The organism is Marinobacter sp. F4206 (genome assembly GCF_019392195.1).
Taxonomy (GTDB): Bacteria; Pseudomonadota; Gammaproteobacteria; order Pseudomonadales; family Oleiphilaceae; genus Marinobacter.
Genome location: NZ_JAHXKI010000003.1, coordinates 107,181 through 128,913, shown reverse-complemented (window position 1 = coordinate 128,913; position 21,733 = coordinate 107,181). Strand labels below are relative to the sequence as shown.

Genomic DNA, 21,733 nt, shown 5'->3' with positions numbered 1-21,733 from the left:
GCAGCGGTTGCGATTGCCCTGCCCGATCGGGCTTCGGGTCAGGCTGTCGCCATTCCCAGGGCCCGCTGGCGCTGCATGAAGAAGGCAAGTACCGCCAACCCAATGCCGCCAAGGTCGGTCCAGCCTCCGCCCTCAATCATCATCAGGGCGGCAACGATCAGCAGGATACGGGTGGCCCAGGGCGCGGAAACCCGGGCAAACCAGCCGAGGACCCCGCCAGACAGGATGTACACTCCGAAGGTGGCGGTCACCAGTGCCCGCGCGATCTCCAGCCACTCGGCCTCCATCAGCAGCGCCCCGTTGTAGAAGAACATGAAGGGAACAATGAAGGCCGCGATGCCGATGCGGAAAGAGGCCACCGACGTCTCCATGGCATTGGCACCGGAAATACCCGCGGCCGCGTAGGAAGCCAGGGCTACCGGCGGCGTGATGGCAGACACAACGGCGAAGTAGAACACGAAGAAATGGGCCGTCAGTGGCTCAATGCCCAACTGGACCAGGCCCGGCGCAACCACGGATGCGGCCACTGCATAGGCGGCGGTTGTCGGCATGCCCATACCCAGAAGGATGGAAATGAACATGGCGAACACCAGCGCCAGCAAATTACTGGCGGCGGCGACATCCAGCAGCAGAACCGAGAAACGTGCACCGACACCCGTCAGGGAAATCACCCCGACAATCACCCCGGCGGCCGCACACACCACGATGATCTGAATGGCCATGTAAGAGGCGATTTCCAGAGCCTTCAGAATGGCTCCGATGCCCATCTTGTGCGGTGAAATCCAGCTCACCACCGCCGCAGACACGGTAGCCAGGGTGCCCGCCCGAATCACGGAGTAACCCTGGAACAGCGCCACAATCAGGATCACGATTGGAACAAACAGGTAAGCCTGTTTCGCCAGCCGTTTCAGATTCGGCAGCTCGTCGTCTCGCATGCCCCGCATGCCCAGCTTCTTGGCTTCGAAATCCACCATGAAATACACCGAGGCGAAGTACAGGATCGCCGGAATAATCGCGGCAATGGCGATTTCGGTGTAGGGGATGCCGGTGATCTCGGCCATGATGAAGGCGCCCGCACCCATGATCGGGGGCATGATCTGGCCACCGGTCGATGCGGCCGCCTCGACGGCACCCGCGGATTTCTTGCTGTAGCCCACCTTCTTCATCAGCGGGATGGTCAGCGAACCGGTGGACACGACGTTGCCGGCACTGGTGCCGTTGATCATGCCCATCAGACCGGACGCGAAGATCGCCACTTTGGCGGGTCCACCCCGGGACCGGCCGGCTGCCGCAAATGCGAAATTCACGAAGTAATCGCCCACCTTGGAGGCCTGCAGGAAGGCCGCGAAGATGATGAACAGGATGATGTAGGTGGACGACACCGCCGTGGTCGGACCAAGAATACCCGCGTCGGTATAGACCTGGCTGAAGAAGCGCTGGATCGAAAGCCCCGGATAGCCAAGAAAGCCCGGCAGGTAGGGTCCGGCAAACACGTAGGCCAGGAAGACCAGCCCGATCACCACCAGCGCCATACCGGCAACGCGGCGGGTCAGCTCCATGATCAGTGCGGTACCGGCAATGGCGGCAAAGGAAATGCCAATCGGAGCAAACGATGTCCCCGTGGACATCCGCATGGTGGTGTTATAAACCACCAGGAAATAGGCCGCCACCGCCACGGAACAGACCATCAGCACCAGGTCGGGCACGCTGAACCGGGCTCGCTGGCGCTGGTGGAACCAGCTCATGATGATGCCGGTAGCGGTCGCCGCCAGCAGTGGCCAGCCGAACTGCCAGGTTTCCAGTTCGGCAGGAATCCGCATGGTGCCGCTCTGCACCATCTGGTAGAAGGAGAACGTCTGGTACAGCGCATAGAGCGCTGGCAACAGGGCAATCGCGCCAATCCAGGTGGTCCAGCGGTGACGGGCCGGGCCTTCCTCGGCAGACACAAAGCGGGCACCGGCATACAGGATAAAACCGAGCACCAGGGCACCGGCAATATGCACGATACGGAACGACCAGGTCTCAAGCGGCGCGATGTTCAGGGTGTAAAGGTGGAACGCTGAATAGGCGATGGCCAGCAGCGTCACGAATTTCAGGAGCCCGCCCTCAAAGACCCTGCGGTTAGCTTCAACGGGTTCCTCGTCCACATCGTGGGCAAGCATGTGATCGTCATCGGGCAAGACGCCGTCGGACGATTGGGTGGAGCCGTCTTTGGGATATTGTTCTGTGGTCATGATAAACCCTGCTTACAGAAAAACCGGAGTCGGCCAATGACCGACTGCACCGAGGAGGGCCGCAGGGGCGACCCTCCTCAACGCGATGGTTACTACTTGATCATGCTGTCTTCGATCGGGTAACCGTTCTCGTTGAACCAGCGGGCTGCACCTGGATGCCAAGGCAGCACGTTGTTTTTGCTGTAGTTTTCGGGAACGGAGTTCTGCGCAGCCTTGTGGATGGAGACCATCTTGTCGTTGTTCTCCATGGTCAGCTTGGTGATTTCGTACACAAAGCTTTCCGGCATGTCGCAGTTCACCATGGCGAAGTTCCACATCGACACCACACGAGAAGGCTCGTTCAGGGACTGATAGGTACTGGCCGGGATAACGAACTCGGCGACGGGGAAGTTATCAATGACCTTCTTCGCTTGGGCATCGTTCATGCTGATGATGTTCACGTCGGTCTGCACCTCCAGCTGGCTGACCGCCGGAATCGGAATACCCGCCGCAAACGCCACCACGTCGATCAGGCCATCCTGCAGCTGACCACCCAGGTCGGACCAGCTGCCGTTGCGACGCTCAAAGTCCACGCCCAGGGTTTCCATCATGCGTGGGAAGTAGGTGTCGGAGGTCGAACCCGCCGGGCCGAAACCGATGGTGGCGCCATCAGGAATATCCTCGATGGAGGTAATGCCGGAACTGGACAGCGCGGTCACCGAGAACGGCGTTTCGTACATCGGGAACATGGCGCAGACATTGTCCATGTTCATTCCCGGGGCGAGTGGACTGTTGCCTTCCATGGATTCGCGGGCCGGTCCCATCGTGGTCAGGCCGAACTTCAGATCACCCGTGTGGACCAGAGCCATGTTCTGCATCGGTCCGCCCGTGATTTCGGCACCGCCCGAGACATTCAGGTTTTCCGCGACGAAGTTGGCCCACCCTGAGCCATAGGCGAAGTAGGTTCCCCCCTGGCTTGCGGTGCCAACGGTGAAATTGTCCGGCCATTCAGAACGGTCCTGGGCAACTGCAGGGTTTGCAACAACGAGAGTAGAGGCGAACGCCGCCGCCATTACAGCTTGGGTTTTCATAGAGAGTGCTCCCCGTTTCATTTTGTTTGTTGGGTGCTACTAGACGGAGCCATCAGAAACTCCGGTGATTCTCTAGCAGCAAGGAGCAGACCACATTGAAAAAGTTCTTTTAAAACAGCGCCCTTCTGAAAAGCACTGACCTTTCCCACTAAAAAATGGGTGCATTCTCACCCATCCTTTTCGGGTAATGGGTGGAACTTCACACTCAGCTTGGTCGGCGAACAGGGCTTGCGGGAAAGGAAGGGTTGGGACCGGGGCTGATCAACGCCCCTGCAGAGTGGCCACCAGCCGGCGACCACTGGCGTGATCCCGGTGTTCACAGAGGTAGATGCCCTGCCAGGTACCGAGCGCCAGCCGACCGTGGTTAATCGGCAGGGTCAGGGACGGGCCAATCAGGATGTTCTTGATGTGAGCCGGCATATCGTCCGGCCCTTCCATGATATGCGCATAGTGCAGGGCACATTCTCCGGCACCATCACATTGAAATGTCGTTCCAGATCACCGCGAACGTCCGGATCGGCGTTCTCGTTGATCGCCAACGAGGCCGACGTGTGCTGGATGAACAGGTGCAGCAGGCCAACCTCGCAGTCGGTCAGGTCGGGCGCCTGCGCCAGAACGTCGCGAGTCACCAGATGGAAGCCGCGGGGCAGCGGCGGGAGATCGACAAACGTTTGTTCCCAGATCATGGCCTGCCCTCCCCTTATTTCTGGTTTTCATCCCACGGATGAACTGGCACCACTTCATCGCCCACGTCTGACTCGTAACTGCTGCGGAAATACTGCATGGCCTTTTCGGCCTCGTTCAACTCGTCAAAACGGGCAACGTGGTAAATGGCTTCGCCCTCGTTCACCAACGGCAGATTGTTCACACAGATGACAATGCCCGAACAGGGGGAAAGCACCGCGCTTTCCGATTCCCCGAAGGGATCCGCCACCATGGCCAGCCTCTGCCCCTTACGAACCTTCTGGCCCAGCCTTGCCACCGGGCGCATGATGCCATCGATGTCAGTACGCACCCATTGTGAATTGGCGGCGGTTTCCGACCGCTTTTTCGGAGCCTTTGGCCCTTTCTTCGCGGGTATCATTTCCAGCTCGCGCATGACCCGGACCACCCCTTTCACGCCACTGGAAATCACCACGTCGTCAAAGCGCAGGGCCTCACCACCCTCGAAGGTGATGACCGGAATATCCTGGGAATCTGCATAAGCACGCAGGCTGCCCTCCCGCAGACTGGCATTGATAATGATGGGCGCCCCAAACGCCTCAGCCATACGGATCGTTTCCGGGTTCTTCAGCTCTGCCCTTATCTGCGGAAGATTGAATCGGTGGATTGCCCCCGTGTGCAGGTCGATGATATGGGACACGTTTTCCATGATCTGGGTGCGCAACAGGTAAGCGATGCGACCGCCCAGCGATCCACTCTCGGTACCCGGGAAACAACGATTCAAGTCCCGACGGTCCGGTAGATAGCGGGTGCGTTGCACGAAGCCGAAGATGTTTACAATCGGCACCGCCACCAGCGTGCCGCGCAGGTGACGCAGCGCGGAGTTCTTGAGCACACGGCGGACGATTTCCACTCCATTGATCTCGTCCCCATGAATGGCTCCACAGACCATCAACACCGGGCCTGCGCGTCGACCATGCACCACCTCCACCGGAATATGCAGCGGCGTGTGGGTATACAGCTTGGCAACCGGCACTTCGACCGTCTGACGGGTGCCTGCTGGAATTTCGTGATCGGCAATGACAAAAGGAGCCCTTGCGGCCATATCAGCCGCCCCCGCCTTTGGTGCGGGTTTTCCAGGGCTTCTGGTTCTTCTCGGTCCAGTTGATGATCATGCCGGCAATGTTCTTGCCGGTGGCGTTTTCAATGCCTTCCAGCCCCGGCGAGGAGTTCACTTCCATCACCAGCGGCCCCCGGCTCGAGCGCAATAGGTCAACCCCGGCCACGTTCAACCCCATCGCCTTGGCGGCGGCAATCGCCGTGCGGCGCTCCTCCGGGGTAATCCGCACAAGCGAAGCACTGCCGCCACGATGCAGGTTCGACCGAAACTCACCTTCCGCACCCTGACGTTTCATCGCCGCAATCACCTTGTCACCAATAACGAAACAGCGAATGTCCGCACCGCCCGCTTCCTTGATGAATTCCTGCACCAGAATGTCGGCTTTCAGACCCATGAACGCCTCGATCACGCTCTCGGCGGCCTTGCGGGTTTCCGCCAGCACCACACCAATGCCCTGGGTGCCCTGCAACAATTTGATCACCACCGGCGCCCCACCCACCATTTTCAGCAGTTCGGGGACGTTATCCGGCTTGTTGGCAAACCCGGTCACCGGCATTCCCACACCCTTGCGGGCCAGCAGTTGCAGCGAACGCAGCTTGTCCCGGGAACGGGTTATAGCCACGGATTCGTTCAGTGGGAATACGCCCATCATTTCGAACTGGCGCAACACCGCTGTCCCGTAGAAGGTAACCGAAGCGCCGATACGAGGAATGACCACGTCATACGCTTCCAGTACCTCTTCGTGGTAATGGATCTTGGGTTGAGCAGAGGTGATGTTCATGGAGCAGTGTAGGCAGTCAATGACTCTGACCTCATGGCCACGATTGATGCCCTCCTCTACCAGGCGGCGAGTGGAATACAGGTTCTTGTTACGGGATAAGACCGCAATTCTCATTTTTCAGTCCTTAGGGCCGGTTCACCGGCAAGATAAGAAGCTTCGGGGTATACCACCGAGCGACCAGACATCGCGGTGCGCCCCAGTAACATCCGAAACCGCATCGAGTCCCGGTTGGTCAGTGTCATTTCAATCGGCCAGCTCTGGTCACCCACCACGAGGGTGGTCTCGATCACGAGGCGTATCTCCTTATGCCCCCCGGAATCCGACACATTGCGCTCGTCCAGCACTTTGGCATCGCACTCCACCATGTTGTGCATGTCGTTCTGCACCGGATGGACCCAGAACCGGACGCGGCGCTCGCCGTTCTCAGTGTAGGGCTCTGTGCGGAAGGTATGCAGACAGGAGGTGCGGGCACCGGTGTCCACCTTGGCCTTGATGCGGCTGATATCCAGATCCGGCAACGCCACCCACTCCCGCCAGCCCAGTCCGACCTTGTTATCGTTGGCTTTGGGGGGGATGGGTTTGATCACTTCAACGGTCTTCGTCGACATCCAGGGTTTCCTTGTTAGCATGTGTCTCCGGTCCCAGCAGCTGCACGCGGAAGGGTTCGGAATGGCTACCCGCGTAGACACTGGTGTGCGGGAAAGGTATCTCGACGCCTTCCCGATCCAGAGCCTTCTTGATCGCGACCATGATACTGCTGCGCCCATCCAGGACTTTGTCCTTGGGCACCCAGAAAGAGAACTGAAGATCCACAGACGATGGTCCGAACGCGGTTACCAGCACAAATGGCTTGGGCTCTTCCAGGCAAACAGGGTTCTTTTCGGCCAGCCTCAACAGAAGAGCTTCAACTCGTTCCACATCTTCAGCGTAGGCAATACCCACCGTGAGGTCGAGCCTACGAATGGGAAAACGGGAGCGATTCACCACCCGTGTTTTGATCAGGGTCTCATTGGGAATCCGCACATAAAGGTTATCTGGCGTTCGCAACTTTACGCTCAGCATATCAATGCCGACCACTTCACCGACGGTCGCATCAACTTCGATCACATCGCCAATTTCGAAGGGCTTCTCCACCAGCAGGAACAAGCCGCTGATCATGTTGGACGCGGAGGTCTGGGATGCAAAGCCAATGGCTATGGTCAGAATACCCGCTGCTCCAAGCACCACATCAAGCGAGAACCCCGCCTCCCGGAGGGCGGCAATGGCAAACAGTAGCGCAATGAGATAAAACACCAGGCGGCGAACCATAACAGTGTGGTGCCGCGTGCTTCTCTGCTCCATGAAGCGGGAGACGCTGCGCGCTGCCAGCGAGGCCAGCACCACCCCCAGAACCAGCAGAAAGATCGAACTGACCCACTTTCCCCAGGCAACACCGTTGAAGACCGACACGACGCCGGCTTGTATTTGCTCCAGCAAAACTTCGACTCCCTAAACTGGGCGGTTAACCAAACATCCGATCAAAGGCACGGACCAGCCGGCCCCGGGTCATGTTTTCACGGGCCGGCCCGACAGGCTGACACTCGCCGGCCGCCGCCAGCAGCGTCTGCTCCACGTGCAGGCTGGCCGAGTTCATTTCGGTTTCACACTCCACCGTCACACCCGGCGTCCATAACTGTCCCCGCTCATTCAGGTGCAGTGATAGCAACGGCGTCGGCAAGCTGAACCGTTCCAGCAGCAAAGGCTCCTCCCGTCGGTTGACGATGGTCACCGGCGTCACTGCACGCCAGGGCCGCTTGGGCACGGCTTCGAGAACCAGGCGGGCGTAGCTGGAGGAGGAGTAGCACAACTCGCCTTCCATGGTGTTCCGTCCGACCCAGGTCAGTGACGGCGCACCGAGAGGAATCTCGGTCAGCACCGTCTGCTGGTCCCCCACGCAGACCTTCATCCAGACCACGGTGCCGACATAGATCACGCAGCGACCGCCCGCGGGAATGGTGAGCGACTGATAGGGGCGAATCACGGTGGGCAGGGCGGCAACGGCGGGAATAAAGGTGACCGTTTCGGCTTCACCGGAGCGAATAAAGCGCTGGAGCGGCACGTCGGATGACGGCAGAGTGTGGCTGATGGTCTCTGTCCAGGTGACGGGATCGGTATCCGGTTCCATGGTCTGGGAACGCACCTGCCACTCCTTATCCAGCAAGGTCACCCAGAGGCGCACCTGCCCCAACTGGTGAGACTGGGTCTGCCCGGAAGCCAGGTTATAGGGTTTAGCCCAAACGCCATCGCGCCGGCCGTCGGTTTCGGAATCCATCTGCGCCACGTATCTCCTTGCAGTCCGGGGGCAATTTCAACTTACTATAATCCAATCATGGCACCTCAGCGAATATCCAAGTCTGTGATTTTATTGAAACACCGGCATGTATTTACCCCTATGCCCGGAAGCACAACGTGACACAGGAATTTCCATGAAACATCTGGTCTGGTTCCGGAATGACCTCCGGATAGCTGACAACCCTGCCCTAACCGCCGCCTGCAAGGAAACGTCGGCGGTACACGCCTGTTTTGTCGTCTCCCCGGAGCAATGGCTGGAGCACGACTGGTCGCCCGCCCGGGTGCATTTCGTCATCGCCCACGCGAACGCGCTTTCGGAGGAACTGGCGAAGCTGGGTATTCCGCTCACCTTCATCATGGCCAGCCGATTCGATGACAGCGTCGACAGGGTTGAGCAGTTCTGCCGCGACCACGACATTTCCCGGGTGCACTTTAACGAAGAGTATGGCGTCAACGAGCGACGCCGGGACAAGGCACTGAAACACCGACTGGACAAGCTGGATATCGGGGTCAGCAAGTACCGGGATCAGACCGTCGCGCCGGTGGGCGAAATCCTCACCCAGCAGCAGGAGCCCTATTCCGTTTTCACCCCCTTTTCACGACGCTGGCGCAGCTGGGTCGAAGAAACCCAGCCAGTCGCATTCCCGATTCCGCCAGCCCAGGGTGACCCCATCACCCCGGACCGGATGGACGACCTCCCGGAGCCGTTCCGGCACGCACCAACGGCCCTGGTGGAAACGGGTGAAGACGCGGCCCACAGACAACTGGAGGCTTTCCTGGGCGAACATGCCGGCGCGTACAAAGACGCACGCGACTTCCCCGCCATAGACGGCACCAGCCGGCTGTCGCCCTATCTGGCCAACGGGGTTCTTTCCGGCCGCCAATGCCTGCTGGCAGCGCGCCAGGCCCAGGGCATGGGCGGCAACCAGGAAGGCCTGATGACCTGGGTAAACGAAATTGCCTGGCGGGATTTCTACGTCAACATTCTGTACCACTATCCTCGGGTCAGCATGCACCGGGCGTTCAAGCCGGAAACCGAAGCGCTGGTATGGAATGAACCGGGAGAAAAGTTTGAAGCCTGGAAGGCAGGGCATACCGGCATTCCCATCGTTGATGCCGCCATGCGTCAACTGAACGAAACCGGCTGGATGCACAACCGCCTGCGCATGGTTACCGCCATGTTCCTGACCAAGAACCTGTTCATCGACTGGCGTCTGGGCGAAGCCTATTTCATGTCGAAACTGGTGGACGGTTTCCTCGCTTCGAACAACGGCGGCTGGCAATGGAGCGCCTCAACGGGCACCGACGCCGCACCGTATTTCAGAGTCTTCAATCCAGTGACCCAGAGTGAGCGGTTCGATCCAAAGGGAGAGTTTATCCGCCAGTGGGTGCCTGAGCTGGCAAAGCTTGACGGCAAACGCATTCACGATCCCGGCAAAGGCGGCGTGATTCCCGGAGGGTATCCAAGACCGATTGTCGATCTGAAGGAAAGTCGGAAGGACGCGATAGCCCAGTTTCAGGCGCTCAAAGACTGAATTCAGGTTTGGTGCGGCAGCGGACTGGAAGGCCACTGCCATCCGATTACGAGGGTTTGCAGACAGGGCACTCCGGATCCCGCGCCAGTTTCATTTCGCGCCACTGCATGTCCCAGGCATCAAGAATCAGAAGCCGACCGATCAGTGGCTTACCAACACCGGAGATCACTTTGATCGCCTCCATCGCCTGTGCGGCGCCGATCATACCCACGAGGGGCGCAATTACCCCGGCTTCCGAGCAGGTCAGATCCTCGTTGCCTTGTTCAGGGTAGAGGCAGTGGTAACAGGGACTGCCTTTCACCCTTGAATCGTAAACCGACAGTTGGCCCTCACCGCGGATGGCGGCACCGGATACCAGCGGCACCCTGGCCGCCACACAGGCACGATTGAGAGTAAAGCGGGTGTTGAAGTTGTCGCTGCAATCCACCACCAGGCTGGCTTCATTAACGCGTCGCGTCAGCGCGTCACCCTCGAGGCGCTGGTTCAGAGCAGTTACCGAAACCAGCGGATTGATTCGCCGTACTCGCTCGGCCAGTGCTTCGGCCTTGGATTGGCCCAGCTGACCCTGCTCAAAGCCGATCTGGCGCTGCAGGTTGGCCAGCTCAATGTCGTCGTCATCCACCAGCGTGAGCTGCCCCACTCCCGCTGCGCCGAGATACAGCGCCACAGGGCAACCCAGACCGCCGGCCCCGATAACCAGTACACGGGCCCCCTTGAGCCTTTCCTGGCCCGCGACATCGAACTTCGGCATCAGTATCTGCCGGCTGTAGCGTAACAGTTCGTCATCACTGAGCATGTTGATCTCCTGTGGTCTTGCGCCTGAATTCGGGGGAACCGGTCCACTGTCCCAGCGTCATCCGGTCGCGATTACCGTAGTCTCTCCGGCTCTCTACCGCCACAAATCCTCTGGTCTCAAACAGTGAACGGACCGCCCCGGCCTGATCGAAGCCATGCTCTACCAGCAGCCAGCCGCCCGGCTCCAGCCAATCCGGAGCCTGCTCGACAATCAGCCGCAGATCATCCAGGCCATCAGCCCCGGACACCAGCGCAGACGTAGGTTCGAACCGGACATCGCCCAGCCCGAGGTGATGGTCGGCACTGGCGATGTAGGGAGGGTTAGACACGATCAGATCGAACTTTCCGGCATTCAAGCCGGAAAACCAGGAACTTTGCACCACCTGGACCAGCAGCTTCAGGTCGACGGCATTACGCCTTGCCAGTTTGACGGCCTCAGCCACACAGTCACATGCACTCACCTGCCAGCCGGCATGCTCACTGGCCAGGGCCAGGGCAATGGCTCCCGTGCCCGTGCCCAAATCCAGAACCCGGGCGTCGGTCGGCAGCGACAAGGACAGCGCAGTTTCCACCAGGCACTCGGTGTCCGGCCGGGGAATCAATGTCGAGGGGCTGACATGTAAAGGAAGAGACCAGAATTCCTGATGCCCGAGCAGATAGGCAACCGGCTTGCCACTCCCCCGCTCGGATACCAGCTCGTCGAATCGGGCGGCATCGGTGGGGGAAACCTCCCGCTCCGGCCAGGCCCGGAAGCTGGTTCGGCCAAGCCCGGTCACATGGCTCAACAGCAATTCCGCATCCAGTCTCGGAGAGTCACTGGCAATACGCTCCGCCGCTTGCTGCAACAGGCTCTCACAGGTCAGTGAGGGTTTACTGGTCATCGGCGAGTGAGGCCAGCAGCTCGGCTTGATGCTCCTGCTGCAATGGCACAATGACCGCGTCCAGATCGCCGGACACGACCTCATCAAGCTTGTAAAGGGTCAGGTTGATTCGGTGATCGGTAACCCGCCCCTGGGGAAAGTTATAGGTACGGATGCGCTCGGAGCGGTCGCCGCTGCCAACCAGACTCTTGCGGGTCTCGGCCACGGATTTTTGCTGGCGCTCCACCTCGGCGTTCTGCAACCGGGACGCCAGAAAGCTCATGGCCTTGGCGCGGTTCTTGTGCTGGGAACGCTCTTCCTGACACTCCACCACAATGCCGGTGGGCAGGTGCGTGATCCGGATGGCGGAGTCGGTCTTGTTAACGTGCTGACCACCCGCACCGGAGGCCCGGAAGGTATCGACCCGAAGATCACCCTTGTTGATTTCCACCGCCTCGGCCTCATCCGCTTCCGGCATGACCGCTACCGTGCAGGCCGAAGTGTGGATCCGGCCCTGGGATTCGGTTTCCGGGACCCTCTGGACCCGATGGGCACCGGATTCGAATTTCAGCGCCCCGTAGACACCGTCGCCCACTACCCGGGCGATGATTTCCTTGTAGCCTCCGTGCTCACCCTCGCTTTCACTGAGCACTTCCACCTGCCAGCGGCGACGTTCCGCATAGCGGCTGTACATCCGGAACAGATCGCCGGCAAAAATGGCGGCTTCATCGCCACCGGTTCCCGCACGCACTTCCAGGAAAACGTTCTTGCCGTCATTGGGATCCTTGGGCAGCATCAGACGCTGCAATTCCTCGTCCAGCTCCTCGCTCTTTTGCTCTGCGGCCTCCAGCTCATCGGCCGCCATCTCGCGCATGTCCGCGTCGCTGTCTTTCGACAGCTCCCTGGCCTCTTCAATATCTGCCAGCGACTGGCGCCAGGCCTCGAAGCAATGCACGATCGGTTCGATCTCTGCAAACTCGCGGGACAGGTCGCGAAACTGGTTCTGATTGGCAATTACGGAGGCATCGCTGAGCAATGCGCTGACCTCCTCGAAACGATCAACAAGCTGTTCGAGGCGGGATTGAATCGATGGTTTCATAGTTTTTCCGGGGTGGTCGGCTCGTCTGCTTCCAGAACATCCAGCTGGTGCAACTCACGCAGCCATTCGGTCACCTCGGGACGCCCTTCGGTGGTCGCCTTGCGAACCTGAACCGATGGTTCATGCAGAAGTTTGTTGGTCAGGCCTCGAGCCAGGCTGCGCAGTACCGTTTCCGGATCGCCGCCGTTACGAAGCGTGCGCAGGGCTTTTTCGGTTTCCGTATCGCGCAGGATCTCGGCTCGCTGACGGAACTGCTTCAGGGTAGATACGGCGTCCAACGCACGGAGCTGGTTCAGGAAGTCCTGCACGCCCGCTGCCACCAGATTTTCAGCCTCGCGGGCCGCCCCCTCGCGAGACCGGATATTCTCCTCGATGACCTGGCGCAGGTCGTCCACGGTATAGAGATAGACATCGGCCAGGGAGGCCACTTCCGGTTCGATATCCCGGGGTACAGCAATATCCACCATGAAATACGGCCTGTGCTTGCGCTTCTTCAGCGCACGTTCGACAGCGCCCTTACCCAAAATTGGCAAAGGACTGGCGGTCGAGGAAATAATAATGTCGACGTCGGTCAGGTGGTCGGGGATTTCCGACAACAGAATACCCTTGCCGCCGTATGACTCCGCCAGTCCCTGCGCCCGCTCCAGTGTACGGTTGGCAACGAGGAAATCCTTCACCCCGGCGTCGGCCAGGTGCCGCGCTACCAGCTCGATGGTCTTCCCGGCTCCGATCAGCAACGCCTTGTTGCGGCCCATGTCCGCAAAGATATGGTGAGCCATGCTGACAGCGGCGTAGGCCACCGACACCGGGTTTTCACCGATGGCGGTCTGGGTGCGCACGCGTTTGGCCACGGAAAAGGTCTGCTCGAACAGCCGGGACAGAAACGAGCCGCTGGCCTCGTTTTCCCTGGCGAGGGCATAGGCGTCCTTTAACTGCCCGAGAATTTGCGGCTCTCCCAGAACCATCGAATCCAGCCCCGCGGCAACCCGCATCACATGCCGGACCGCGTCGGCATCGCGATGCACGTACAGAGAGTGCTCAAGCTCGGCAGCGTCCAGATCGTGAAAACCGGCCAGCCAGCGTAAAACCGAAGGCGCGCAATCGTCATCTCCGGCCAGATAGAGCTCGGTGCGGTTGCAGGTGGAGAGAATGGCTGCTTCAGAGGCACCCGAAGCGGCCCGCAACTCGGCAAACGCTTCGGCCATGCGCTCGGGCGTGAACGCGACGCGCTCACGCAACTCCACCGGAGCGGTGCGATGATTGATTCCGAGCGTTACCAGTGCCATCTCGTGGGTGAACAACCTTATGCAAACAGGGGTTAATTGTCGCCATTTTAACGGTCAGCGTCCTCCGCTGCCACCCAAATGCCACAGCGCTTCGGCAAGTGCGGACAGGTTGGGCAAGATCAGACGCTTATGCCATTATAGGGAACCGGCCGAGGCCGAGAGCCGATCCAGCTCAAATAAAGCCGCTGATTGGCGCTTATTTCTGATGCGTTGTCGACAGATTCACGGGAAGTTGCATGCACAAATCCGCACCGTTTTTGGTTAGCTGCCTGATTGGCCTCTCTCTGGCAGGCTGTGCCGGTCTCACGGGCCCCAAGGAAGAAACCGATACTCAGGAGCCCGCGCCCACGAAGGCTGAAACTTCCAGAGAAGACAGCATCGAGTACGCTGACTTCGAACCGGACGTCCTCTACCTCCTTTTATCCGGGGAGATTGCCGCCCAGCGAGGCCGCTTCGACGTCACCCTAGTCAATTATCTGAAGGCGGCCCAGAAATCCCGGGACGCCGGCGTCATCGAGCGCGCCATGCGCATTGCCCAATCGCTGAACGGGGATAACGCCCAGAAGCAACTCGCCGATCTCTGGCTCGAAGTCGATCCTGACAACCTGCAGGCACTTCGGGTATCAGCCATTCAGGCCGTGAAACGAAACGAACTGGACGTTGCGCTCGGCTACATGGAAAAAATCATGGACCAGGGTGGCGACGCAGACTTTGACAGCCTGGCCGCCATGGCTGGCAATCTGCCCCCGGAACAGCAGGAGGAACTGCTCGTCCTCTATAAGGAACTGGCAGACCGACATCCGGATTCTCCCGAGCTCGAGTACAGCATCGCCCTGCTCCTGAAAGTGACCGGCGATCCGGGGCAAGCGCTCGATCGGCTCGACCCGCTGCTCGAAGACAGCCCAAGCTTCCAGCCAGCAATCATCCTCAAGGGCGACCTGCTCTATCAGGCGAATGCGAAGCAGCAGGCGCTCGACTACCTGATGATCAATACCCGCCGCTTCCCGGCCAATCGCCAGATGGGCACCCTCTATGGTCGAATGCTGATCGGCGAAGGCGAGTTGCAGGCCGCCCAGGATGAATTCAACCGCCTGGCCCAGCAGTACCCCAACAACCCCGGCCTCAAACTGTCTCATGCTCTGGTGGCACTGGAGAACGGTCAGACCAACCTGGCAAGGCAGGAGCTGACCGAACTTATCGAGCAGGGTCACCACACCAATGAGGCCAACTACTACCTGGGCCGCATTGAAGATCAGGACGGGAACACCCAGCTGGCCATTGGCTACTACATGGGCGTGAAGCAGGGTAACTACTACTTCCCGGCCCTGGCACGGACAAGCGCCCTGCTCGCGGCCGACGACAGACTGGATGAGGCAGTCGCCAACATCCGCAACCTCAAGGATGCCAACCCGGAACAGGCCGAGAACTTCTGGCTCCTGGAAGTGAACCTGTTGCTCGACCAGAACCAGCAAGAGGCGGCACTGGAAACCGCGACTAAGGCACTGGAAGAACACCCCGACAACATCCAGATCCGTTATGCCCGCGCCATGCTGCTCGACACCATGGATCAGCCTGGACGCGCAGAGAATGATCTCAAACAGATCATTAATGAAGATCCCGGCAATGCCGTGGCCCTGAACGCACTGGGCTATATCCTGACCACCCGGACTGACCGGCTCGGGGAGGCCCGAAGCTATATTGAACGCGCGCTGGCTCTGGACCCTGAGAACCCGGCGATTCTCGATAGCATGGGCTGGGTATTGTTCCAGGAGGGCCAGATCAAGCCGGCCCTGGATTACCTGGCCCGAGCCTGGTCCGCTTACCCGGACCCGGAAGTTGCTGCCCACTACGGCGAGGCATTGTGGATGAGCGGCGCCGAAGAACAGGCGCGCATCGTCTGGAAAGAAGGCCTGGAACAGGACGCCGATCACGATGTGCTGCGCGAGACCATCGAGCGACTGACTGATAATGGTGACCTTTGATGGCCCGATCGCTCCGGCTCTGGCTGATCCTGCCGCTACTGGCGCTGATTGGCGCCTGTACCACGATCCAACTGGAACCATTGCCCGAGGGCATGACCGATCAGCCACCCGCGAACTGGGCTGAACGAAGCCAGCAACTCACCCAATTCAATCACTGGCGCCTGATGGGCAAGCTGGCCGTGCGCCAGCCCTCGGACAGCGGCACGGCCCTGATTAACCACTGGATCCAAAACGGCGAGGCCTACGACCTGGCCCTGTCCTCATCCTTCCTCGGCATGGGCAGCACCACCCTGAAAGGTGTGCCCGGCTTCATTGAGCTGACCCTGCCCAGTGGCGACACCTACCGCTCCGGGGAGCCCGAGGCCCTGGTGGAGGCGGCTACCGGCTGGCAATTGCCCCTGAATCATCTGGTCTGGTGGATCCGGGGCCTGCCCGACCCGGGTGACGATTTCCGATTGCTGTTTGATGAAAGCAGTCAGCTCGCCATGATTCGTCAGGCGGGCTGGGAGATTCGCTACGACCGCTGGCAGCAGTTCCTGCCCGACCACCCCACTCTGCCGGCAAAAATCACGGCCTTGAAGGACGACAAGCGCGTTCGCCTGGTGGTCAGTGAATGGAACAGGCACAAGGCGGACCAGTGAGCACCGAGATTACCCTGCCAGCTCCGGCCAAACTGAACCTGTTCCTGCACATCGTCGGCCGCCGTCCTGACGGCTACCACGAACTGCAAACCCTGTTTCAGTTCCTGGACTATGGCGACGACATCACCTTTGCCCTCACCCCCGAACGGCCCGGCATTCGACTGACCAACTCCCTCGACGAAGTACCGGACGACGACAATCTGATTGTCCGGGCGGCAAAGACATTGGCGGCATTGGCGACCAACCCGCTGCCCGGCGTCAGCATCGGCATCACCAAACGCCTGCCCATGGGCGGCGGCCTTGGCGGTGGCAGCTCAAACGCCGCCACCACGTTGCTGGGCCTCAATTATCTCTGGCAACTGAACCTGTCCATTGACGAACTGGCCGAACTTGGGCTCACCCTCGGTGCCGACGTTCCGGTCTTCGTTCGAGGCCATGCCGCCTTCGGCGAAGGTGTTGGCGAGCAGCTGACGCCGGCCTGCCCACCGGAAGACTGGTTCGTGGTTTTGAAGCCCGCCTGCAACATCAACACTGGCAAGATTTTTTCCGAGGAAGGGTTGACAAGGGACACCCCGAGAATCACAATAGCGCCCGCTTTTGAGGGAGACGCCTCGAGGTACCGAAACGACTGTGAGGATGTAGTTCGCAAACTGTATCCTGAGGTTAACCAAAGCCTGGAATGGCTTGCACAATTCGGACCTGCAAGATTAACCGGAACCGGGGCTTGCATATTTGGACGTTTCCCGACAGAATCCGCAGCCCGGATTATCTGGGAAAGCAAACCCTCCGGCGTCACGGGGTTCGTAGCTAAAGGGGTGAACAGTTCACCTCTACACAAAAAGCTAACAGAGCTGGAATGATGCCAAAAAAGCACGATACTGGGGTGTCGCCAAGTGGTAAGGCAACGGGTTTTGATCCCGTCATGCGCAGGTTCGAATCCTGCCACCCCAGCCACCTTTCTCCCGCTTCTTCTGAATCAAACGCCGATACTGAGAAGGATGCCGTCGTGTCCAAACTGATGATTTTCGCTGGCAATGCCAACCCCGAGCTTGCCAAAGCCATCGCGCAGAAACTCCACATTCCCATGGGTCAGGCCACCGTAGGCCGCTTCAGCGACGGTGAAACCACCGTTGAGATCAATGAGAATGTTCGCGGCCATGATGTCTTCATCATCCAGCCGACCTGCTACCCCACGAACGATAACCTGATGGAACTGATCGTGATGGCCGACGCACTTCGCCGTGCCTCCGCGACACGTGTCACCGCCGTTATCCCCTACTACGGATACGCGCGCCAGGATCGTCGGGTACGCTCAACACGGGTCGCCATCAGCGCCAAGGTCGTGGCAGACATGATCTCCAGCATCGGCGTGGACCGAGTCCTGACCGTTGACCTGCACGCCGACCAAATCCAGGGCTTCTTCGACATTCCGGTGGACAACATCTACGCCACCCCGGTGATGCTCGAAGACATCGAAAAGCAGCGCTTCGAAAACTTTATCGTCGTTTCCCCCGATGTCGGCGGCGTTGTTCGCGCCCGTGCCGTCGCCAAGAAGCTGGACGATGCCGACCTGGCCATCATCGACAAGCGCCGCCCGAAGGCCAACGTGTCCCAGGTTATGCACATTATTGGCGACGTGAAAGACAAGACCTGCATTCTGGTCGACGACATCATTGATACCGCCGGCACCCTGTGCAAGGCGGCCAACGCGCTTAAAGAGCATGGCGCGGCACGCGTGGTGGCATACATCACCCACCCGGTGCTTTCTGGTCCGGCGATCGACAATATCAACGCCTCACAGCTGGATGAGCTCGTGGTCTGCGACACCATTCCGGTGAGTGACAAAGCGAAGAATTGTGATAGAATCCGCGTCCTCGGAATGGCCGGCCTGATGGCAGAGTCCATCCGCCGCGTCAGTAACGAGGAGTCGATCAGCGCCATGTTCGACAATGCCTGAACAGGCTTAGAGCTTTAGTTACCAGGCACAACAAGCAGTTACCGGGTCGGGAGCCTAATCAGGCTCCCGACTCTTTTAGTCGGTCGGAAAAATCCGGCTTTTCAGAAACATCACCTGATCCAACGCCTGGTCGCGGGCAGTTCAGGTGACGATTGAGGTTACTACCATGTCTCAGGAATTTGTTATCGAAGCATTTCCTCGCGACGATCAGGGGAGAGGTGCGAGCCGCCGCCTGCGTCGTGAGGAACGGAAAATCCCGGCCATCATCTATGGTGGCAACAAGGATGCTACTCCGATCGCCATCTGGCACAACGAGCTGAAGAAGGCTCTGGAGAACGAAGCGTTCTTCTCTCACGTTCTGACCGTTGAGCTGAACGGCAAGAAAGAAAGCGTGATCCTGAAGGATCTGCAGCGTCACCCGTACAAGCCTATCCTGACGCACGCTGACTTCCTGCGCGTCGACAAGGATCACGAGATCCACGTCAACGTACCGCTGCACTTCGTGAACGAAGAAACCGCACCGGCCATCAAGCTGCACGGCGGCGTTGCCAACCACCAGATCAACGAAGTGGAAGTGATCTGTCTGCCGCAGAACCTGCCTGAGTTCATCGAAGTCGACATGACTTCCGTTGAAATGGATCAGGTGGTTCACCTGAGCGACCTCAAACTGCCGGAAGGTGTTCGTGTTGCCGCCCTGCTGCAAGGCGAAGATCACGATCTGCCGGTTGTCGCTATTCACAAGCCGCGCGGTGCCAAGACCGATGACGCGGAAGAAGGTGAAGAAGGCGAAGAAGGCGGCGAAGAGAAGGAGTAAGCACTCCGGGGGCAATGGTGAATGGCACAGGATATTGTCATGGTGGTCGGTCTGGGTAATCCCGGCCCCGACTACGAGAATACCCGCCACAATGCCGGCGCCCTGTTCGTCGAAGCTCTGGCCCGCCATGCGGGCCAGACGCTCCGTCCCGAAAAGAAGTACCACGGGCTGTACGCCCGCATTCAGCTGCACGGCCTCGACCTGCACCTGCTGAATCCCTCCACGTTCATGAACCGCAGCGGCCTGTCCATCAAGGCTCTGGCGGACTTCTTCAAGATTGCTCCCGAACAGATCCTGGTTGCGCACGACGAGCTCGACCTCCCCCCCGGCACCGCCAAGCTCAAGAAAGGCGGCGGCCACGGCGGCCATAATGGTCTTCGGGACACCATTGCCCATCTGGGCACCAGAGACTTCCAACGCCTGCGTTTGGGCATCGGCCATCCCGGAGACAGCCGAAAGGTGACCGGTTTTGTTTTAGGCCGGCTCGGCAAGAAGGAAACCGAAGAACTCAACGCAGTATTCGACGAAGTCATGCGGGTGCTACCGGATGCCGCCAGCGGCAAACTGGCCGCCGCCATGAACCGCCTGCACAGCTTCAAACCTGCGCCCTGAGGGGGCACTTCCCCTTACTCGCACCCGCCGGCAGACACCGGTATAATCCGCCCACATTTTTTCAGTACCAGCAGAGGCATTCCATGGGATTTAACTGCGGCATCGTCGGCCTTCCCAACGTCGGCAAATCCACCCTGTTCAACGCATTGACCAAGTCCGGTATTGGCGCGGAAAACTTCCCGTTCTGCACCATTGAGCCGAACGCCGGTGTGGTGGCCATGCCCGACCCTCGCCTGACCAAGCTGGCCGACATCGTCAAACCCGAGCGTGTAGTGCCCACGACCATGGAGTTCGTGGACATTGCCGGTCTGGTCGCCGGCGCCTCCAAGGGTGAAGGCCTGGGCAACCAGTTCCTGGCCAACATCCGCCAGACCGACGCCATCGCCCACGTTGTCCGCTGCTTCGAAGACGGCAACGTAATCCACGTCGCCAACAAGGTCGATCCCGCCTCGGACATCGACGTTATCAACACCGAGCTGGCCCTGGCCGACCTCGACACCGTAGAAAAGGCGATCAAGCGTGTGCAACGCGTTGCCAAGAGCGGCGACAAGGAAGCAAAGGCCCAGCTGGAAATGTTCGAAAAGCTGTTGCCCGTTCTGAACGAGGGCAAGCCTGTGCGCAGCATGAATCTGGACAAAGACCAGATGACCCTGGTGCGCGAATTGTGCCTGCTCACCGTCAAGCCGACCATGTACATTGCGAACGTGAACGAGGACGGCTTCGAGAACAATCCGCATCTGGACACCGTGCGGGAAATCGCCGAATCCGAGAACGCCGTGGTGGTGCCGATCTGCAACAAGCTGGAAGCCGAGATTTCCGAACTGGAAGACGATGAGAAGGCCATGTTCCTGGATGAAATGGGCATGGAAGAGCCCGGCCTGGACCGCGTGATTCGCGCCGGCTACGGCCTCCTGGGCCTGCAGACCTACTTTACCGCCGGCGTGAAGGAAGTACGCGCCTGGACCGTAAAAATCGGCGCTACGGCCCCTCAGGCGGCCGGTGTGATCCACACCGACTTCGAACGCGGCTTCATTCGTGCCGAAGTGGTCAGCTACGACGACTACGTCCAGTACAACGGCGAAGCCGGGGCCAAGGATGCCGGCAAATGGCGTCTGGAAGGCAAGGACTACATCGTTAAGGATGGCGACGTTATCCACTTCCGGTTCAACGTTTAAGTTTTCAGAAAAAATGGGCTCGAAGCCTTGACAGGGTGAGCCCAAATACTGAAAATACGCGCCTCGTTTGGGGCGAAGCCCAGAGCGAAATGGCAAGGTAGCTCAGTTGGTTAGAGCACAGCACTCATAATGCTGGGGTCGGCGGTTCGACTCCGCCCCTTGCTACCAAGATTCGAAAAGGGCCACGATTCACGTCGTGGCCCTTTTTTCGTGCCTTGCCCCTCCCCTTTCCCTCGCCGACCATTCCGCTGCCGATGCCGCCCCTTTATCGAGAGTTTGAAGTTGACGTGCATCAACGATGATTTCCGGTGAACAGACCAGAATTCGCTGACAGGGGATTCAAGTTGGATGGTGTTATGTTCCGGGATGCTGAAGAAATCATAGTGACGCTGCCATTAGACTTGGCGGCCATTCTGTTGGTTGGCACCGGGGTAATGGTCTTTCATGAAATCAATGCAGATCTGGCTTTCCTTTTTGCCGTTTCGGCTATCGCTATTTCCAGGGTCTGGACGATGGTCTACGAGAGGCGGTGGGGAGATGACCTACCTGATCGGGAGGAGAAATCCGAGAAACAGCAGGCGGCCCTGTTCCAGAAAGCAATGGGCTATGCCGGTTTTGAGCTGGTGCTTTTTCTTGCCTTCGCCGCGTGCGGTGCCTGGATTCTCAAGATTGGCCTGGTCAATGCCGCAATCACCGGCGCCGTTCTCGTGGCCGCACACACCACCTACCTGACGATGGCGAAGATGATCACAGAAGAGCGCTGAAATCCTGCCTGAAC

The 21,733-nt window shown here is 59.4% G+C and carries 20 protein-coding genes, 2 tRNA genes and 1 pseudogene; 11 read left to right on the top strand and 12 right to left on the bottom strand.

Annotated features, from left to right (window positions below; translation table 11 throughout):
* Nucleotides 1-38: 38 nt before the first annotated feature.
* The 8 genes and pseudogenes from KZO34_RS13765 to KZO34_RS13730 all read right to left on the bottom strand — a co-directional run bounded on the left by KZO34_RS13765 (nt 39) and on the right by KZO34_RS13730 (nt 8,179).
* Nucleotides 39-2,234 carry a TRAP transporter permease gene (locus KZO34_RS13765; protein WP_219477423.1) on the bottom strand — a complete coding sequence of 732 codons (2,196 nt, stop codon included), beginning with the start codon at nt 2,232-2,234 and terminating at the stop codon, nt 39-41.
* Between the two features lie 92 nt (nt 2,235-2,326).
* Entirely contained in the window at nt 2,327-3,304 is a 978-nt protein-coding gene (locus KZO34_RS13760; protein WP_219477422.1) for a TAXI family TRAP transporter solute-binding subunit, read from the bottom strand.
* A 261-nt stretch (nt 3,305-3,565) separates the two neighbouring features.
* Nucleotides 3,566-3,990 (bottom strand): annotated as a pseudogene (locus tag KZO34_RS13755) (secondary thiamine-phosphate synthase enzyme YjbQ).
* A 14-nt stretch (nt 3,991-4,004) separates the two neighbouring features.
* Nucleotides 4,005-5,072, bottom strand: a complete 1,068-nt coding sequence (locus KZO34_RS13750; protein ID WP_219477421.1) for a succinylglutamate desuccinylase/aspartoacylase family protein — start codon at nt 5,070-5,072, stop codon at nt 4,005-4,007.
* Nucleotide 5,073: 1 nt separating this feature from the next.
* A complete protein-coding gene (gene rimK, locus KZO34_RS13745; RefSeq protein WP_219477420.1) occupies nt 5,074-5,982 on the bottom strand; it encodes a 30S ribosomal protein S6--L-glutamate ligase in 909 nt (302 codons plus the stop codon).
* A complete protein-coding gene (locus KZO34_RS13740; RefSeq protein WP_219477419.1) occupies nt 5,979-6,476 on the bottom strand; it encodes an ATP-dependent zinc protease family protein in 498 nt (165 codons plus the stop codon). Before KZO34_RS13740 ends, rimK begins: the two co-directional genes overlap by 4 nt.
* Nucleotides 6,457-7,344, bottom strand: coding sequence for a mechanosensitive ion channel family protein (locus KZO34_RS13735; RefSeq protein WP_219477418.1), 888 nt, complete (start codon nt 7,342-7,344; stop codon nt 6,457-6,459). Before KZO34_RS13735 ends, KZO34_RS13740 begins: the two co-directional genes overlap by 20 nt.
* 25 nt (nt 7,345-7,369) lie before the next feature.
* Nucleotides 7,370-8,179, bottom strand: a complete 810-nt coding sequence (locus KZO34_RS13730) for a hypothetical protein (RefSeq protein ID WP_219477417.1) — start codon at nt 8,177-8,179, stop codon at nt 7,370-7,372.
* 154 nt (nt 8,180-8,333) lie between these two features.
* Between KZO34_RS13730 and phrB the strand changes: the two genes are divergently transcribed.
* On the top strand, nt 8,334-9,734 hold the full coding sequence (phrB, locus tag KZO34_RS13725; protein ID WP_219477416.1) for a deoxyribodipyrimidine photo-lyase: 1,401 nt from the start codon (nt 8,334-8,336) through the stop codon (nt 9,732-9,734).
* Between the two features lie 46 nt (nt 9,735-9,780).
* Here the strand turns inward: phrB and KZO34_RS13720 are convergent, their stop codons facing one another.
* The 4 genes from KZO34_RS13720 to hemA are packed head-to-tail and all read right to left on the bottom strand — an operon-like array spanning nt 9,781 to nt 13,774.
* A complete protein-coding gene (locus KZO34_RS13720; protein ID WP_219477415.1) occupies nt 9,781-10,530 on the bottom strand; it encodes a HesA/MoeB/ThiF family protein in 750 nt (249 codons plus the stop codon).
* The gene (gene prmC / locus KZO34_RS13715) at nt 10,520-11,410 is read right to left on the bottom strand and encodes a peptide chain release factor N(5)-glutamine methyltransferase (RefSeq protein ID WP_219477414.1); all 891 of its coding nucleotides are present in this window, start codon (nt 11,408-11,410) and stop codon (nt 10,520-10,522) included. The genes KZO34_RS13720 and prmC overlap by 11 nt, the downstream gene beginning before the upstream one ends.
* Nucleotides 11,400-12,488 (bottom strand): peptide chain release factor 1, encoded by a 1,089-nt coding sequence (gene prfA, locus KZO34_RS13710; RefSeq protein WP_219477413.1) that lies wholly within the window; start codon nt 12,486-12,488, stop codon nt 11,400-11,402. The genes prmC and prfA overlap by 11 nt, the downstream gene beginning before the upstream one ends.
* Nucleotides 12,485-13,774, bottom strand: coding sequence for a glutamyl-tRNA reductase (hemA, locus tag KZO34_RS13705; protein WP_219477412.1), 1,290 nt, complete (start codon nt 13,772-13,774; stop codon nt 12,485-12,487). Before hemA ends, prfA begins: the two co-directional genes overlap by 4 nt.
* Nucleotides 13,775-14,010: 236 nt before the next feature.
* Between hemA and KZO34_RS13700 the strand changes: the two genes are divergently transcribed.
* From KZO34_RS13700 to KZO34_RS13655, 10 genes are all read left to right on the top strand, one after another.
* Nucleotides 14,011-15,756 (top strand): tetratricopeptide repeat protein, encoded by a 1,746-nt coding sequence (locus KZO34_RS13700; RefSeq protein ID WP_219477411.1) that lies wholly within the window; start codon nt 14,011-14,013, stop codon nt 15,754-15,756.
* Nucleotides 15,756-16,397, top strand: coding sequence for a lipoprotein insertase outer membrane protein LolB (lolB, locus tag KZO34_RS13695; protein ID WP_219477410.1), 642 nt, complete (start codon nt 15,756-15,758; stop codon nt 16,395-16,397). Before KZO34_RS13700 ends, lolB begins: the two co-directional genes overlap by 1 nt.
* On the top strand, nt 16,370-17,257 hold the full coding sequence (gene ispE / locus KZO34_RS13690) for a 4-(cytidine 5'-diphospho)-2-C-methyl-D-erythritol kinase (protein ID WP_219477409.1): 888 nt from the start codon (nt 16,370-16,372) through the stop codon (nt 17,255-17,257). Before lolB ends, ispE begins: the two co-directional genes overlap by 28 nt.
* A gap of 19 nt (nt 17,258-17,276) precedes the next feature.
* Nucleotides 17,277-17,351: transfer RNA gene (locus KZO34_RS13685), tRNA-Gln, on the top strand.
* Between the two features lie 52 nt (nt 17,352-17,403).
* Entirely contained in the window at nt 17,404-18,354 is a 951-nt protein-coding gene (locus KZO34_RS13680; protein WP_219477408.1) for a ribose-phosphate pyrophosphokinase, read from the top strand.
* Between the two features lie 166 nt (nt 18,355-18,520).
* On the top strand, nt 18,521-19,168 hold the full coding sequence (locus KZO34_RS13675) for a 50S ribosomal protein L25/general stress protein Ctc (protein WP_219477407.1): 648 nt from the start codon (nt 18,521-18,523) through the stop codon (nt 19,166-19,168).
* A gap of 21 nt (nt 19,169-19,189) precedes the next feature.
* On the top strand, nt 19,190-19,780 hold the full coding sequence (gene pth, locus KZO34_RS13670) for an aminoacyl-tRNA hydrolase (RefSeq protein WP_219477406.1): 591 nt from the start codon (nt 19,190-19,192) through the stop codon (nt 19,778-19,780).
* A gap of 83 nt (nt 19,781-19,863) precedes the next feature.
* Nucleotides 19,864-20,955 carry a redox-regulated ATPase YchF gene (gene ychF / locus KZO34_RS13665; protein WP_219477405.1) on the top strand — a complete coding sequence of 364 codons (1,092 nt, stop codon included), beginning with the start codon at nt 19,864-19,866 and terminating at the stop codon, nt 20,953-20,955.
* 91 nt (nt 20,956-21,046) lie between these two features.
* A tRNA-Met gene (locus KZO34_RS13660) sits at nt 21,047-21,123 on the top strand.
* Nucleotides 21,124-21,299: 176 nt separating this feature from the next.
* On the top strand, nt 21,300-21,719 hold the full coding sequence (locus KZO34_RS13655) for a hypothetical protein (protein WP_219477404.1): 420 nt from the start codon (nt 21,300-21,302) through the stop codon (nt 21,717-21,719).
* Nucleotides 21,720-21,733 lie beyond the last annotated feature (14 nt).